Consider the following 14,760-nt stretch of genomic DNA (forward strand, 5'->3'; position numbering starts at 1 on the left):
TCATGCCCCTGATCCTCGCCTCCCAATCCGCCTCGCGCCGCGCGATGCTCAGCGACGCCGGCGTCCCCTTCTCCGCTCAAGCCGCGCATGTCGACGAAGCTGCCGCCAAGGCGTCGCTCGCCCATCTGTCCCCCCGCGATCTCGCCGATGCCCTCGCCGAACTGAAGGCGCTGAAGGTATCCGCGCGCCATCCCGGCGATCTCGTCCTCGGCTCCGACTCGCTCGTCGCGCTCGCCGACGGCACCATCCTCGACAAGCCCGTCAGCCGCGACGATGCCGCCGATCATCTCCGCCGCCTGTCGGGCGGCACCCACGACATCTGGAGCGGCGTCGTCATCGCGGAGGGGCAGCGTGCCGTCTGGCGCCACGTCGAGCGTGCGCGACTTCATGTCAGGACGCTGTCCGGCGAGTTCATCGAGGCGTATCTCGACGCCGAATGGCCCGCGATCGAGGGATGCGTCGGCTGTTTCAGGATCGAGGGGCCGGGCGTGCAATTGTTCGACCGGATCGAGGGCAGCCACTTCACCGTGCTGGGGATGCCGCTGCTCCCGGTGCTCGGCTATCTGCGCGATCGCGGCCTCCTGCTGCGTTGACCCGTTTCTGGTGTGAAGAGTCTCAACATTCGCGATCGAAAGCCTGCCATGACACAGCCTTACGCCGAGGTGATCGGCGACCCCATCGCCCACAGCAAGTCGCCGCTCATCCATCGCTTCTGGCTCGACCAGCTCGGCATCGACGCCGACTATCGCGCCACCCGCGTCGCGCCGGACGAGCTTCAACGCTTCATCGCCGACCGATCGGCGGATCCGGCCTGGCGCGGCTGCAACGTCACCGTGCCGCACAAGATCGCGGTGCTCGACCATGTCGCCGACCCCGGTGACGTCCGCTCCTCGATCGGTGCGGTTAACACCGTGTTCCGCGGCGAGGGTGGCCAGCCGACGGGCACCAACACCGACGCCGCCGGCTTCGCGACGCCGATCGCCGACCTCGATCTCACCGGCAAGCCGGTGACGGTCATCGGCGCCGGCGGGGCGGCGCGCGCCGTACTGTTCGCGCTCTCGCGCCTCGGCGTCGGCCCGGTGACGATCATGAACCGCAGTCCGCTGAAGGGCGCGGCGCTGCTGGCGTCGTTCAAGCTGAAGGGCCAGGCGCTTCCCCTGTCCCCTGCCGCGCCGCCGTCGGCGCTACTGGTCAACACCTCCAGCCTCGGCATGGTCGGCCAGCCTCCGCTCGATCTCGACCTGTCGGCGTTGCCCGACGACGCCATCGTCTACGATGTCGTCTATGCCCCGCTCGAAACCCCGCTGCTCGCCGCGGCCCATGCCCGTGGGCTGGAGACGGTCGACGGCCTCGACATGCTCGTCGGCCAGGCCGCCTTGGCGTTCGAGATCTTCTTCGGTCAGCCCGCGCCGAGGAACCGCGACGAGGAACTGCGCGAGCTGCTGACGGCATGACGTCACAACCGAGCTCACCCTTCGCCGCCTCTGGCGGCTTCTCCCTCTCCCATTGGGAGAGGGAAGGGGCCCGCGACGCGAAGCGGCGTGGGAAGGGTGAGGACGGAAAGCCGTGCTGAAGCTAGGCCTCACCGGGTCGATCGGCATGGGCAAGTCCACCGTCGCCGCGATGTTCGCCGACCTCGGCATTCCCGTCTTCGACGCCGACGCCGCCGTCCACCGCCTGCAGGGCCCCGGCGGCCGTCTCGTCGCCGCGATCGGGGCCGCCTTCCCCGCCACCATCGGCCCCGACGGCGTCGACCGCGCCGCGCTCGGCAGGGCCGTCCTCGGCGACCCGGACGCGCTTCGCCGCCTCGAGGCGATCGTCCACCCCGCCGTCGGCGAGGAGCGCGCCCTTTTCCTACGCGATCACGCCGACGCCCCGCTCGTCGTATTCGACGTACCCCTCCTCTTCGAAACCGGTGGGGACAGGAACGTGGACCAGGTCGCCGTCGTCTCCGCCGCACCCGACATCCAGCGCGCCCGCGTCCTCGCCCGCCCCGGCATGACGCCGGATAAGCTCGACGCCATCCTCGCCCGCCAGCTTCCCGATGCCGAGAAGCGCCGGCGCGCCGATCACGTCATCGCCACCGACGTGCCCCTCGACGAGACGCGCGCCCAGGTCATGGCGCTGATCGCTTGCCTCTCGGGCGGCAAAGGCGGATAGGGGTCGGATGCGCGAGATCGTGTTCGATACCGAGACGACCGGCCTCAGCTTCTCCGGCGGCGATCGCCTCGTCGAGATCGGCTGCGTCGAACTGGTCAACCGGGTCGAAACCGGCAACGTCTTCCACGCCTATTACCACCCCGACCGCTCGATGCCGGCAGAGGCGCAGGCGGTCCACGGCATCTCCGACGCCTTTCTGGCCGACAAGCCGCGCTTTCACGAGGGCGTCGACGCGCTGATCGACTTTATCGGCGATGCGCCGCTGATCGCGCACAATGCCGGGTTCGATTTCTCCTTCCTCAACGGCGAGCTCTCGCGCTGTTCGAAGCCGCTAATCGCCCTGTCGCGGATGGTCGACACGCTCCAGATCGCGCGCACCCGCCATCCCGGCGCCAAGCACACGCTCGACGCACTCTGCTCGCGCTACGGCATCGATCGCTCGCATCGCGTCCTCCACGGCGCGCTGCTCGACGCGCAGCTGCTGGCGCAGGTCTATGTCGAGCTGACCGGCGGCCGCCAGATCGGCCTCGGCCTGGTCGCCGAGCCGATCGTCGTGACGATGGCGACGATCCAGCCCGCGTCGTCGCCGACGAACACCGGTCCGGCGCGTCCGCCGCGGATCTTCCGTGCCAGCGAGGGAGAACTCGCCGCTCATGCCGCGTTTCTGACGAAGTTGAACGAACCGATCTGGGGAGCCGCGGCGTCCGGTTGACGCCCGTTATGCCAAGGCCAACGGGTCGGCTGACAGCGAAGGAGAAGAAAACGATGGATATCCAGATTTCCGGTCATCAGGTCACCACCGGCGATGCGCTGAAGGGCCACGTCACGGACCGGCTCCAGGGTATCGTCGACAAGTATTTCTCCCGGGCGATCTGGTCCGACGTCACCTTCGGACGGGGCCCGCACGACAACGGCTTCTCGTGCGACGTGATCGTCGGGGTCACCAAGGGCGTGGTGCTGAAGGGTCGGCACGAGGCGCAGGACGCTCACCTCGCCTTCGATGGCGCAGCAGGCAAGATCGAGAAGCAGCTGCGCCGCTACACGCGCCGTCTGAAGGCGCATAACGCGAGCGACGCGATCGCGGTCGAGGAGCAGTTCGAGTTCCAGAACGCCGGCTATACGCTGTTCCAGGATCAGCAGGATGCCGAGGAGGCCGGCGACGCGCCCTTGATCATCGCCGAAACCCGCGTCGACGTGCCCGATGCCAGCGTGTCCGATGCGGTGATGATGCTCGACCTGCGCAACACCGCGGCGCTGCTGTTCAAGAACTCGGGCACCGGCGCCTACAACATGGTGTATCGCCGCGGCGACGGCACCATCGGCTGGGTCGAGCCGCAGCGCGCGGCATGACCGGTTGAATCCCCCGGCGGGTGCGCCTAGTGCGCGCCCAAGCCGGGGGGCGAACGGACATCGATGAACGATCTCAGCGATCTTCTGCGCCACGACGCCGTCGTCACCGACGTCTCGGTCGCCAACAAGAAGCAGTTGCTCCAGCATCTTGCGGGGGTGGCGGCGCACATCGTCGCGCTCGACCCCAAGCTGGTCGGCGAACGACTCATGGCGCGCGAACGCCTGGGGTCGACCGGATTCGGTGGCGGTGTGGCAATTCCCCATGCCAAGATCCCGGGGCTCGAGACGGTCGTCGGTGTCTTCGCCCGGTTGGCACAGCCGATCGACTTCGACGCGATCGACGACCTGCCCGTCGATCTCGTCTTCCTCTTGCTGTCGCCAACCGAAGCGGGGGCGGAGCATCTGAAGGCGCTGGCCCGCGTCTCGCGCCGCCTGCGCGACCGCGATTTCCTCGCCAAGCTGCGCGGTGCCGGGTCGCGCGACGCGCTCTACGTGCTGTTCACCGCCGATGCCGCCCGCGATGCCGCCGCCTGACAGCGGCGAGGCGGCGCACTTTCGCGCCCTCGAATCGCTGTATGCCTCGGCACCGATCAACCGCCTCTTCGAATCACGGCTCGAGATCGTCGCGGCCGGAATCGCGCGCATCCACTTCGTCCTCGACGAGCGTCACTTCCACGCCGCCGGCGCCGTTCACGGCACCAGCTATTTCAAGATGCTCGACGATGCCGCCTTCTATGCGGCGAACAGCCTGGTCACCGATCGCTTCCTGCTGACGACCGCCTTCAACCTTCTCTTCACCCGCCCGCTCGGCCCCGGCCCGGTGATCGCCGAAGGCCGCTGGATCAGCGGCAAGCGCCGCGTGCTCGTCGCCGATGCGCGATTGATCGATGCCGAGGAGGAAGAGGCGGCACGCGGCACCGGCACCTTCATGCGCTCGCAGATCGCATTGTCGGGCTTGCCGGGCTATCGCGCCGGATGAGCGGCCGGCTGCCGACCGCGCTCGCCATCGGCGCGCTGTTGCGGCGGGTGAACGATTCGGGCGGCCTCGCCGTCGTCCGCGCCAGGGGGGATGAGCAAGCCGGCGGCGTACTCCTGATCCTTGAGGAACGCGACGGCCCGACACGTGTCGTCGAGCGCGGAATCGGGCCCGACGGACAGCTTGGGTTAATCGAAACGACTCCATCCGGGGATGTCGAAGGCTATTGGCGCCGCCGCCGATCGAGCGACCCCGATCTGTGGGTGGTTGCTCTGGACGTCGCACACGCCGAACGGTTCGCCGCTGAAACGATCGCGGCGAGTTGACGCGACCCGTGCCGGCGGTGAGGGAGTCCGGCAGTTCTTCATAGGCGTTGTGCCGTGGCCGGGTGCGATCCGGATCGGTGACGCAGTCGGGGGGATGCCCGGGCGATCGGCGTGCCGATCGGGTCCGTGGTCCAACCGCATATCGATACGTTTGAATGTCGCTTCTTCAGCGCGCCGCTACGTTCGCGGCGATGACTCTTGTGTGCGCCGGTTTCATCGGCGTTAGCTCGCCCGGCCTCGCCGAGGAGCTGGACCGGTCGGCCATTTCCGCGACCGTCCTGGGCAACAACCCGCTGATGCCAGCGATCGTTCCCGTCACTCCGGCCCCCGCGACGCCGACCGTTGCGCCCGCGGCGCCCAGCTTCGACAGCCTCGACGACGCCGTCGCCGCGCAGGATCCTGCGATCGCGACCGCCACCAATGCCGAAGCGCTCCGCTGTCTGGCCGGTGCCGTCTATTTCGAATCGAAGGGTGAGCCGCTCGCAGGCCAGCTCGCCGTCGCCAACGTTATCATCAATCGCACCAAGTCGGGTCGCTTCCCGGCTGATATCTGCGACGTCGTGACGCAGCGCGGCCAGTTCTCGTTCGTCCGTGGCGGCGAGATCCCCGATATCGACGCTGGCCGTGCGACCTATCGCAAGGCCATCGCCGTCGCCAAGGTGGCGCTTAACGCCGCCTGGGAAAGCCCGGCCGCCAAGGCGCTGTACTTCAACGCCGTCGGCCGTCGTCCCAGTGGCGCCGCCCGGGTCGCGTCGATCGGCAACCACATCTTCTATCGCTGAGGTCGACCGCCGGGGTTGTTTCGTTCCCTGGATGTTCTATGCGGGTGCGATGGCCAGCGTTGCACCCGCCCTTTGCCGCGACACCGACGATCCCGCGCTCTGCGCCGCCGAAGTGGCGCGAGGCGTCACGCGATTGCTGCTCCGTCACGACCTGTCGACGATCGCCGAGGTTCCGCTGGAGGGCGGACGCCGCGCCGATCTGATGGCGATCGATGCGCGTGGCGCGCTCGTCATCGTCGAGATCAAGGTATCGCGTGCCGACCTGATGGGCGACGGCAAATGGCCCGATTATCTGGCCCATTGCGATCGCTACTATTGGGCGGTCCCCGCCGGCTTCGACACCACGCCGTTCGACATGCCCGCCTTCCTGCCCGAACGGACCGGGATCATCGTCGCCGATCGCTATGACGCCGCGATCCTGCGCGAGGCGCACAGCCATCCGCTGCCCGCACATACCCGCAAGCGCTGCACGCTTGCCTTCGCCCGCCGTGCGGCGCGGCGGGTGACCGCGCTGACCGACCCCGACGCCTTCACGCTGCCGCTGGAGTAGCTACGCGCTGCCAAGCCCGTCATGCCGAACTCGTTTCGGCATCTCAGGCGGCGGCGCGTGCGGCCTCAGATCCTGAACCAAGTTCAGGATGATGAACTTACGTTACAGCTTCGGTCCGGCGACCGCCGCCTGCACCTTCTTCGGCGCGTCGGTGAGCAGCTTGGTCAGCGCCGGATTGCGCGCATCGCGCAGCGCATAGGCACGCGCCGACATGCCGGCGACGCTGTCGGTCTGGTCGGGATCGGCCCCCTTGTCGAGCAGCACCCGGGCCGTCGCGACGTCGCGATTCTGCACCGCTGCGATCAGCGGGGTTTCGCCCGACGCGTTGGCGAGATTGGGGTTCGCCTTGTATTCCAGCAGGATCGGCACGTAATTGCCCTTGCCCAACTGCGCCGCCAGCATCAGCGGCGTGTTGTTGCGCTTGTCGCGGATGTTCGGATCGGCGCCCGACTGCAGCAGATACTTCATGAAATTTTCGCCGCCGCCGTTCTTGACGATGATGTGCAGCGCCGCGTCACCGCTCGTCACTTCCTTGACGTTGACGATCGTGCTGCCCGGTCGACCGAGCATGTCGACGACGGTCTTGCCGTCCTCCTTCTTGATCGCGTCGAGGAACTTATATCCCTCCGACTGCTGCTGCGCGGCGAGCGGCGCGGCGAGGAGCACCAGGGTGGCGACGAGGAGCGGGGTACGGCGACGCATGGGGATGATCCCTCTTGGAAAGCGGCGGGAAACTTGCGCAGCCGGCGCTAACAGATCAAGGCTGGCACGGTCATGAACATTTTTCGCAACGGTCTGCTCGCGCTGTCGTTCGCCGCTGCCGCCTGCCAGCCGTCCGCCCCCGCCGCCAACCCTCCGCTCGAGGGCGCCAGCATCGGCGGGCCCTTCGCGCTGACCGACCAGGATGGCCGCGCCGTCACCGATCGCAGCTTCGCCGGCCGGTATCGCATCATGTACTTCGGCTATACCTTCTGCCCCGACGTCTGCCCGACCGACGCCGCCGTGATCGGCAAGGCGCTGAAGCAGGTTGAGGCGGACAAGCCCGACCTCGGCGGGCGAATCGTCCCGATCTTCGTCACCGTCGATCCCGCCCGCGACACACCCGCCGCGCTCAAGGCGTTCGTGACCAACTTCCACCCGCGCATGGTCGGCCTGACCGGCGATCCGGCCGCGATCGCCAAAGTGCAGAAGGAATTCGCGATCTTCTCCGACAAGGGAGAGACGACGGCCGGCGGCGGCTATCTGATGAACCACAGCACGCAAAGCTATCTGATGGCCCCCGACGGCAAGCCGCTGGCCCTGCTGCCGCTCGACCAGGGGCCGCAGGCGGTGGCGACCGAGATCGAGAAGTGGGCGTCGTGACCAAATTCTGGGAACAGCCGATCGAGACGCTCGACCGCGGCCAGTGGGAGGCGCTGTGCGACGGCTGCGGCAAATGCTGCATCCACAAGCTCGAGGACGAGGATACCGGCGAGCTGATGGCGACCAACGTCGCCTGTCGCCTGCTCGACCGCAAGAGCGGCTTCTGTTCCGACTATAAGCATCGCCGCGCCTATGTGCCCGAGTGCGTGCGCCTGACCGTCGGCAACGTCCGCGACATCGACTGGCTGCCGACGACCTGCGCCTATCGTCTGCGCGCCAATGGCCAGCCGCTGTATGACTGGCATTATCTGATCTCCGGCGATCGCGAGAGTGTCCATGCCGCAGGCCAGTCGGTGCGGGGATGGACGGTGAGCGAAGACGATGTCGGCGATCTCGAGCATCACCTCGTCGATCGCGAGCTATGAACTGGTGGCGAGGCCGCCCTCACCCTTCCGGCGCTGACGCGCCTCCCTCCTTCTCCCGGCGGGAGAGGGAAGAGCCGCCGCAGGCGGCGAAGGGTGAAGGCGGAAACGCTCCCGACTTCGAGATTGTCCGCCATCCCACGGCCCGCTCGCTCCGTCTGTCGCTAGACCCCACCACCGGTCGCGCCCGCCTGGTGATCCCCCGCCGCGCAGCGCTCAAGCCGGCGCTTGCCTGGGCCGAGGGGAAAACGGCGTGGATCGAGGCACAGCGCGCGAATCTGCCGCAACCGATTCCCTTCGTCTCAGGCCTTTGTCTCACCGTCGCGGACGAGCCGATGGAAATTCGTTGGAGCGAGGGGCCACGCCGCCGCATCGACGCAACCCAGGGCATTCTCTCGCTGCAGGGGCCGCAGGACACCGTGGCGCGCCGTGTCGAGGCTTGGCTCCGCTCCCGAGCGCTTGCGCTACTCGAAACCGAAACCCGCGCCATCGCGGCGCAGGCCGGCGTCACCGTCGATCGCGTCGCGATCGGCGATGCGCGTGGCCGATGGGGCAGCTGCTCGTCGTCGGGGACGATCCGCTACAGCTGGCGGCTGATCCTGGCGCCCGGATTCGTCCGCCGCGCGACCGTCGCACACGAGGTCGCGCATCGCGTCCACATGAACCATTCGGCCGCCTTTCACGCGCTCGCCGCCGAGCTGCTCGGCGAAGATCCGGCGCCGGCGCATGCGTGGCTACGCGCGTATGGCGCATCGCTTCATTGGTTCGGGCGATCGTCCTGAGGCGCCGCCGAACGCGGCGGTAGCGTCCGCTGCGGTGTGGCGGGCGTATCGCGGCGTGGCGTCGGCTCGGGGGTGCGACCGATCACGCGATCGATGAAGTCCTGGTCCAGCTCCTGCTGTGGCGGCGGATCCTGGCGATTGCGCGGGTCGCGGGGATCGCGCACCGCCGGCGCCTCGGGAATGTCGCCGGGCGTCACCACGGGGCCGTCGTCGCCGCCGCCGACCGGATTGCCGTCGGGATCGACGTAGGTCGCATTGTCGGGCGCGCCGAGATAGCTTTCTTCGTCGGGCTCAAGCTGCCAATCGGGCAGCGTCACCTGGGTCTGGAACTGCTCGATCGGCCGGTTGGCCGTCGCCGGCTTCATGAAGGCGGCGAAGGCGCGCGCGGGCGCGGTGCCGCCATGCAGTCCGCGGATCGGCCGGGCATCGTCGCGGCCCATCCACACGCCGGTCGTCAGCCCGGACGAGAAGCCCAGGAACCAGCCGTCCTTTTCCGACGTCGTCGTCCCCGTCTTGCCCGCGGTCGGCCGGCCGATCTGCGCGGCGCGACCGGTGCCGGTGTTCACCGCGGTCTGGAGCAGGTCGATCATCTCGGCGGCGACATAGGGCGCGACCAGTACATGGCTGCGATCGGTTTCGTGGGTGTAGATCGTCTCGCCGTTCGCGGTGACGCGGGTGATGCCATAGGGCGCGACCGCGACACCGCCCGCCGCGACGCTGGCGAAGGCGCGGGTCATGTCGATCAGGCGCACGTCGCTGGTCCCCAGCACCATCGACGGATGGGTGTTGACCGGCGTGGTGATGCCGAAGCGTCGTGCCATGTCGGCGACGGTCGCGAAGCCGACCTCCTGCCCCAGCTTCGCCGCGACCGTGTTGAGCGAATAGGCGAAGGCGGTGCGCAGCGATACCGGGCCGCTGTTGCGCCGCGAATCGTTGCGCGGGCTCCACCCGTCGATCGTCACCGGCTCGTCGACGATCGAATCTTCCGGCTTGTGCCCCGCCTCCAGCGCCGCGAGATAGACGAACAGCTTGAACGCCGATCCCGGCTGGCGCTGCGCCTGCGTCGCGCGGTTGTAGATCGAACTGACATAGTCGGTCCCGCCGACCATCGCCCGCACCGCACCGTCGCGGTCGAGGCTGACGAGGCTGCCCTGCGCGCCCTTCGGGACATTGGCCTGGATGGCACTGTCCGCCTGGCGCTGCATCGACAGGTCGAGCGTCGTCCACACCTCCAGCGGTGCTTCGGTTTCGTCGATCAGCGTATCGAGCTGCGGCAGGGCCCAGTCGGTGAAATAGCGGACGCTGTTCTGCTGCGGCTGCGGCGCCAGTTTCAGATCGTCGGGCCGCGCGGCGGCGGCTTCCGCCTCGGTGATGTCGCCGGCGCGGACCATTGCCTGGAGCACGACGCTAGCGCGGCCCACCGCGGCCTCGGCGTCGGCGGTCGGCGAATAGTTCGACGGCGCCTTGACCAGCCCCGCGATGACCGCCGCTTCGGCCAGGCTCAGCCGATCGGCGCCATGGCCGAAGAACTTCCGGCTCGCCGCGTCGATGCCGTAAGCGCCGCCGCCATAGTAAACCTTGTTGAGGTACAGCTCGAGCACCTCGTCCTTGCTGAACTTCCGCTCGATCGCGAGCGCCAGGATCCATTCGCGAAACTTGCGGCCGAACTTCTTCTGGTTGTTCAGGAAGACGTTGCGCGCCAGCTGCTGGGTGATCGTCGACCCGCCCTGAACCCAGCGCCCACGCTCGTAGCGGACCTGGACCGAACGAGCGATGCCGATCGGATCGACGCCGAGATGGCTGCGGAACCGGCGATCCTCGACCGCGATGGTCGCATCGCGCATGACGGCGGGGATACGGGAATAGGGCAGCCATTCGCCATAGCTGGGCCCGAGCGACACGATCACGGTGCCGTCGGCGGCGTGAACGCGGATCATCTGCCCGTTGGGCGAGGATTTGAGCTGATCGAAGCTCGGCAGCTGCGAGCGCGCGACATAGACCGCGATCACCAACGCCCCGACCGCCAGCACCGCTAGGCCGACGACGATCTTGATGAGGAGGGAGAGGCGGCGACGCCAGGGAGAGGGCGAGCGGGTGCGCTTACGAGCCATGAGCAACCCGCGCGATACGCGTTAACCGTGGCGCGGACAAGCGATCTCGCTAACCGGCGTCGACCCGGGTCCATCGGGCCGTCGCCCTGATCAGCGCCGGAGGCAGCAGGGCGACGAGCGGGTGAAGCGCCTGGCGTTCGGCGAGCTGTCGCGCGATCCCGGCGACCGCCATCGGACGCGCGACGCGCCGTGAGAAGCCGGCCTGCCATCCGGTCGATGCCATCGCGCCATCGCGTAGATAGGCCTGTGCCGCAGCTACCCCGCTCGCCAGTGCGATTCCCATCCCCTCGCCGGCCAGCGACGGGATCACCGCCGCCTGGTCGCCGAGCAGGAACACGCCCGGCGACGTCACCCTGGCGCGCCAGCCATAGGGGACGTTGGCGACCGCATCGATCGCGCCCGGTCCACCACTGGCGTCAAGCCGCTCGGCAAAATGCGGCGCTTCGCGCGCCAAGGCCTCGATCAGGGCCGCGGGATTGCCGGCCTGGTGCAGTCGTGATCGCCGCACCGCCATGCAGCAGTTGGCCGCGCCGTCTTCCTGCAGCGCCACGCCGATATAGCCGCCGTCGACCAGATGAAGCTCTACCGCCGCCGCCGCCAGCCGCGTCAGCGCCAGCGTCGGCGCCAGGCGGACGCGGATACCCAAGACGGGATCATCCTCCACCTCGGCCCGCTTCACGCCGCGCACCTCGTGCTTGCCGGTGGCGAGCAGCAGTGCGTCGGGTCGATCGTCGCTGCCGTCGATCGTCACCCGTCGCCCCTCGACGGCGCGTACCGTGACACCGCGCTCGACCGCCGCCCCGGCCTGCGTGGCGGCGGCGAGCAACAGCGTATCGAGCCGGTGACGCGATACCGCCAGAGCGAGCGCGGGGAGCCGCGCCTCGCGCACATTGTCGCCTGCGATCAGCCGGACCCGATCGATCCGGGCGGGATTCAGCGCGGCGGCGGCGATACCCAGTCGTTCGAGCGCCGCCAGGCTTCGCCAGCTCAAGAACCCGCCGCACAGCGGGTCGCCGGTTTCGCGCGTGCGCTCGATCAGCAGATGCGGCGCAGCTGCACGCGCGAGCGTGATGGCGGCGGCGGCACCGGCCGGCCCGCCGCCGACGATCAGCGCAGCCGTTCGACGCACAGGCGAAACGGAAAGGCGCGGAACACGCGAGCATCGGTGACGCCCGCGTCCGCCAGGATCGGTAACCATTCGGCCGGACGATAGGAGCGCGCAATCGACAGCTTGCCGTCGTGACGGACGATCGGATGCCAACGTGCCAGCGTCGCGAGCAAAGGATAGCCGCGATAAGCGAAGCCGTGCCGGTGGAGGTCGTTGACGAACCACCCCAGCGCCGCGTGCTGTTCCATGTAACGAAGGAAGGCGACCAGCTGCGCCCGGCTCATGTGATGGGCGACAAGGCTGCTGATGACGACGTCCCAGCGCTCGTCCATCGCCGCATAGTCGCCCGTGACGTAGCGAATGGGGAGCGTCGCGGGCGGGTGAGCCCGCGCCGCCGCCTCGCTGCGGGGGTTGAGATCGACGCCGACCAGCTCGGCCGTGATGCCGCGGCGCGATGCCCAGCCCGCGATCCGCCGCAACATGTCGCCATCGCCGAAGCCGACATCGAGCAACCGGACGTGCCGGCGCTCACCCAAGGCACGGGCCAGGAACCCCAGCGTCGGTCGGGACGCCATCGTGACGGTGTTCACCTTGGCTAGGTCGCCGACGACGGCGGCGTAGACGTCGGCGGGCAGATCGTCCGCGTCCATCAGCTCTTCCGCCTCGGCGCGCACCGCCAGGGTCATCGCACCGGCCCGAACGCGAAGCCTTCTGCGGCGAGGCCGGGACCGAAGGCGATGGCGACGCCGTCGCGTGTCTCCCGCGCCGCCAGAAGGTCGGCAAGGACGAACATCAGCGTCGCCGACGACATGTTGCCTGCGCGCCTCAGCACCGCGCGCGATCGGTCGAGTGCGTCGCCGGGAAGCCCCAACGCCCGCTCGACCGCCTCGAGGATCGACCGCCCACCGGCGTGAACCGCCCAGACCAGCGCGGCGGGATCGCGCCCGCCGGCGATCCGCTCGACCATCGCCGGGTCGCTCAATGCGTCGCCGATATGGCGCGGCACCGCGCCGTCGAGGTGCATGGCAAAGCCGCGGTCGGTGATCGTCCAGCGGATCAGCTCGGCGGACGCGGGGAGCGCCGCGGCAAAGGGTGCGCCGATCTCGATCCCGCGCGGTTCGGCGGACACGATCGCCGCCGCCGCACCGTCGCCGAACTGGAGCATCGCGAGCAGCGGCTCGACGTCGGCGGTCTCCTGAAGGTGAAGCGTCGACAATTCGACGGTGACGACCAGTACGCGCGCATCGGCTTCGGAGCGGACGATGTGGCGGGCGGTTCGCATCGCGGCGACGGCGGCGTAGCAACCCATGAACCCGATCAGGATGCGCTCGACGCCGGGATCGAGCCCCAGCCGTGCGGCGATGATCTGGTCGATGCCGGGCGCGACGAAGCCGGTGCAACTGGCGACGACCAGATGGGTGATGCCACGTGCATCGTCGCCGAGCCGCTCGATCGCCGCCAGCGCCAGGGTCGGCGCGGCGTCGGCATAGATCGCCATTCGCGCCGCGGTGCCGGGCATGCCGGTGGCATAGAATCCATCCGCAGCGAGGGGATCGGGCAGCACCGACCAGCGCCGCTCGATGCCGCTGCGTGCCGCCATGCGTTCGAACAAAGGCCGCTGTCGCGTTTCGATTTGCGCTGATGCCCAATCGACGAACAGCGCATGAATGTCGTTCGTCGGTGTCGCCGTCGCGACGCTGTTGAGGAAGACCGAGGGCATAGGCCCCGCGTTCGAGCGGGTCAGCGCTGGTTGCCGCCGTCGAGATGGTCGATGCCGACGCCGTAGCGATCCTGCACCATTGCCATAGCCTGGCTCACCACCGCAGCGATTGAGTGATCGCTCCACGATTCCAGTGTTTTACACGCGGCCTGCAGCATATCGTACACTGCGGTAGCGTCCCCGCCGAGTTTGTCCACTTTACTCTCCTCGCCGTACGGTGCCGACGTGCGCTCCCGACGCGAATGGCGGACTCCCCGCGGCTATGACGCATGAGGCGGGGTTTCGATCCAAATCAAGACATGGTCCGGTTTCGCACCGCATTATCGCTTGACCCCGCCCAGGGACAGCAGGTTATTTGATCCATGTTTCAACATGAACAATGTCGATCCTCGCGAGTTAGCGTATCTAGCTGAAATCGATTACGTGGACAGCTCGACAGGGGATTGAGGCGTTGGGGGACGAGAACGTCGCCGGCCTGGTCAAGGAATTGACCGACCAACTCGCGTCGATCGCGCATAGTTTCGGCACGCGTGCCGATACCTTATTGTCTGCGCCTTCGTCGCGGCCCGAAGCGGCCGGTATTGCCATCCATCCCGTGCAAATGGCGCGGAGCCTTTTGGCGCAACGTGCGGCCCGATTGGAGCACTTTCCGGCCGATCTGTTCCACGAGCCAGCCTGGGACATGCTTCTGGCGCTTTACATAGCGCACGAGGAAGATCGGATCATGAACGTCAAGTCGCTGGTATCCAGCGCCCATTCGCCGGTCACCACGTCGCAGCGGTGGATCGATCATCTGTTCAAACTGGGCCTAGTCGATCGCGTCGTCGATCCGATCGATCGCCGGCGTATCGAAGTATCGCTGAGCCAAAACGGTTATCGCGCGCTCGAAACCTATCTGGCGACGCTTGGCGCACGGCGCGTTTAGGACAGGATTCCTGCATCGCCATACTCCCGGTTCGATTCACACGAATAAGCACCGGTTCTGGCCTGATCGGCGGCTGCGTCATACACGATGATAAGCAATTGCGCGTTTCAGCGTGTCAAAGTGACTTCGTAGCAATCCGTTAAAAGCGAACAGCGAATTTCACCAGGTGTTCAAGCACTTGGAGTC

The 14,760-nt window shown here is 67.9% G+C and carries 20 protein-coding genes; 14 read left to right on the forward strand and 6 right to left on the reverse strand.

Translation table 11 applies throughout. The features are described 5' to 3' along the window. Positions 1 to 2 precede the first annotated feature (2 nt). The 10 genes from GGQ80_RS02160 to GGQ80_RS02205 all read left to right on the forward strand — a co-directional run bounded on the left by GGQ80_RS02160 (position 3) and on the right by GGQ80_RS02205 (position 6,144). Positions 3 to 593: a Maf family protein gene (locus tag GGQ80_RS02160; protein ID WP_183982098.1), complete on the forward strand. Its 591-nt coding sequence runs from the start codon at positions 3 to 5 to the stop codon at positions 591 to 593. A gap of 48 nt (positions 594 to 641) precedes the next feature. Next, positions 642 to 1,454: a shikimate dehydrogenase family protein gene (locus tag GGQ80_RS02165; protein ID WP_183982099.1), complete on the forward strand. Its 813-nt coding sequence runs from the start codon at positions 642 to 644 to the stop codon at positions 1,452 to 1,454. A gap of 112 nt (positions 1,455 to 1,566) precedes the next feature. Next, the gene (coaE, locus tag GGQ80_RS02170) at positions 1,567 to 2,160 is read left to right on the forward strand and encodes a dephospho-CoA kinase (protein ID WP_183982100.1); all 594 of its coding nucleotides are present in this window, start codon (positions 1,567 to 1,569) and stop codon (positions 2,158 to 2,160) included. A 7-nt stretch (positions 2,161 to 2,167) separates the two neighbouring features. Then, the gene (gene dnaQ, locus GGQ80_RS02175; protein WP_183982101.1) at positions 2,168 to 2,872 is read left to right on the forward strand and encodes a DNA polymerase III subunit epsilon; all 705 of its coding nucleotides are present in this window, start codon (positions 2,168 to 2,170) and stop codon (positions 2,870 to 2,872) included. Positions 2,873 to 2,925: 53 nt separating this feature from the next. Beyond that, positions 2,926 to 3,510, forward strand: coding sequence for a ribosome hibernation-promoting factor, HPF/YfiA family (hpf, locus tag GGQ80_RS02180; RefSeq protein ID WP_183982102.1), 585 nt, complete (start codon positions 2,926 to 2,928; stop codon positions 3,508 to 3,510). Positions 3,511 to 3,573: 63 nt separating this feature from the next. Continuing rightward, positions 3,574 to 4,044, forward strand: a complete 471-nt coding sequence (locus GGQ80_RS02185; protein ID WP_183982103.1) for a PTS sugar transporter subunit IIA — start codon at positions 3,574 to 3,576, stop codon at positions 4,042 to 4,044. Continuing rightward, on the forward strand, positions 4,031 to 4,489 hold the full coding sequence (locus GGQ80_RS02190; RefSeq protein WP_246346784.1) for a PaaI family thioesterase: 459 nt from the start codon (positions 4,031 to 4,033) through the stop codon (positions 4,487 to 4,489). Before GGQ80_RS02185 ends, GGQ80_RS02190 begins: the two co-directional genes overlap by 14 nt. After that, positions 4,486 to 4,812: a DUF1491 family protein gene (locus tag GGQ80_RS02195; protein ID WP_183982105.1), complete on the forward strand. Its 327-nt coding sequence runs from the start codon at positions 4,486 to 4,488 to the stop codon at positions 4,810 to 4,812. Before GGQ80_RS02190 ends, GGQ80_RS02195 begins: the two co-directional genes overlap by 4 nt. A 191-nt stretch (positions 4,813 to 5,003) precedes the next feature. Next, on the forward strand, positions 5,004 to 5,594 hold the full coding sequence (locus GGQ80_RS02200; RefSeq protein WP_246346785.1) for a cell wall hydrolase: 591 nt from the start codon (positions 5,004 to 5,006) through the stop codon (positions 5,592 to 5,594). 49 nt (positions 5,595 to 5,643) lie between these two features. Beyond that, the gene (locus tag GGQ80_RS02205; protein WP_246346825.1) at positions 5,644 to 6,144 is read left to right on the forward strand and encodes an MmcB family DNA repair protein; all 501 of its coding nucleotides are present in this window, start codon (positions 5,644 to 5,646) and stop codon (positions 6,142 to 6,144) included. Positions 6,145 to 6,246: 102 nt separating this feature from the next. On the opposite strand, the gene GGQ80_RS02210 is transcribed toward GGQ80_RS02205, so the two are convergent. Continuing rightward, the gene (locus GGQ80_RS02210) at positions 6,247 to 6,846 is read right to left on the reverse strand and encodes an ankyrin repeat domain-containing protein (RefSeq protein ID WP_183982110.1); all 600 of its coding nucleotides are present in this window, start codon (positions 6,844 to 6,846) and stop codon (positions 6,247 to 6,249) included. Between the two features lie 72 nt (positions 6,847 to 6,918). Here GGQ80_RS02210 and GGQ80_RS02215 point away from each other — a divergent pair, with 72 nt between their 5' ends. From GGQ80_RS02215 to GGQ80_RS02225, 3 genes are all read left to right on the forward strand, one after another. Further along, positions 6,919 to 7,506 carry an SCO family protein gene (locus GGQ80_RS02215; RefSeq protein WP_183982112.1) on the forward strand — a complete coding sequence of 196 codons (588 nt, stop codon included), beginning with the start codon at positions 6,919 to 6,921 and terminating at the stop codon, positions 7,504 to 7,506. Then, positions 7,503 to 7,931, forward strand: a complete 429-nt coding sequence (locus GGQ80_RS02220; protein WP_425506000.1) for a YcgN family cysteine cluster protein — start codon at positions 7,503 to 7,505, stop codon at positions 7,929 to 7,931. The genes GGQ80_RS02215 and GGQ80_RS02220 overlap by 4 nt, the downstream gene beginning before the upstream one ends. 122 nt (positions 7,932 to 8,053) lie before the next feature. Continuing rightward, on the forward strand, positions 8,054 to 8,710 hold the full coding sequence (locus GGQ80_RS02225; protein WP_343050795.1) for a M48 family metallopeptidase: 657 nt from the start codon (positions 8,054 to 8,056) through the stop codon (positions 8,708 to 8,710). Here the strand turns inward: GGQ80_RS02225 and GGQ80_RS02230 are convergent. The 5 genes from GGQ80_RS02230 to GGQ80_RS02250 are packed head-to-tail and all read right to left on the reverse strand — an operon-like array spanning position 8,686 to position 13,846. Further along, the gene (locus tag GGQ80_RS02230) at positions 8,686 to 10,821 is read right to left on the reverse strand and encodes a transglycosylase domain-containing protein (protein ID WP_183982118.1); all 2,136 of its coding nucleotides are present in this window, start codon (positions 10,819 to 10,821) and stop codon (positions 8,686 to 8,688) included. The two genes, GGQ80_RS02225 and GGQ80_RS02230, sit on opposite strands and share 25 nt — an antisense overlap. A gap of 49 nt (positions 10,822 to 10,870) precedes the next feature. After that, positions 10,871 to 11,950: an FAD-dependent monooxygenase gene (locus GGQ80_RS02235; RefSeq protein ID WP_183982120.1), complete on the reverse strand. Its 1,080-nt coding sequence runs from the start codon at positions 11,948 to 11,950 to the stop codon at positions 10,871 to 10,873. After that, positions 11,929 to 12,615: a methyltransferase domain-containing protein gene (locus tag GGQ80_RS02240; RefSeq protein WP_183982121.1), complete on the reverse strand. Its 687-nt coding sequence runs from the start codon at positions 12,613 to 12,615 to the stop codon at positions 11,929 to 11,931. The genes GGQ80_RS02235 and GGQ80_RS02240 overlap by 22 nt, the downstream gene beginning before the upstream one ends. Continuing rightward, positions 12,612 to 13,649 carry a type III polyketide synthase gene (locus GGQ80_RS02245; protein WP_183982123.1) on the reverse strand — a complete coding sequence of 346 codons (1,038 nt, stop codon included), beginning with the start codon at positions 13,647 to 13,649 and terminating at the stop codon, positions 12,612 to 12,614. Before GGQ80_RS02245 ends, GGQ80_RS02240 begins: the two co-directional genes overlap by 4 nt. Positions 13,650 to 13,669: 20 nt before the next feature. Then, complete coding sequence (locus GGQ80_RS02250) at positions 13,670 to 13,846, reverse strand: hypothetical protein (RefSeq protein ID WP_183982125.1); 177 nt, start codon at positions 13,844 to 13,846, stop codon at positions 13,670 to 13,672. A gap of 254 nt (positions 13,847 to 14,100) precedes the next feature. On the opposite strand from GGQ80_RS02250, the gene GGQ80_RS02255 reads away from it, so the two are divergent. Then, the gene (locus GGQ80_RS02255; protein WP_183982127.1) at positions 14,101 to 14,574 is read left to right on the forward strand and encodes a helix-turn-helix domain-containing protein; all 474 of its coding nucleotides are present in this window, start codon (positions 14,101 to 14,103) and stop codon (positions 14,572 to 14,574) included. Positions 14,575 to 14,760: the final 186 nt, after the last annotated feature.

The organism is Sphingomonas jinjuensis (assembly GCF_014197105.1).
GTDB classification, from domain to species: Bacteria; Pseudomonadota; Alphaproteobacteria; order Sphingomonadales; family Sphingomonadaceae; genus Sphingomonas; species Sphingomonas jinjuensis.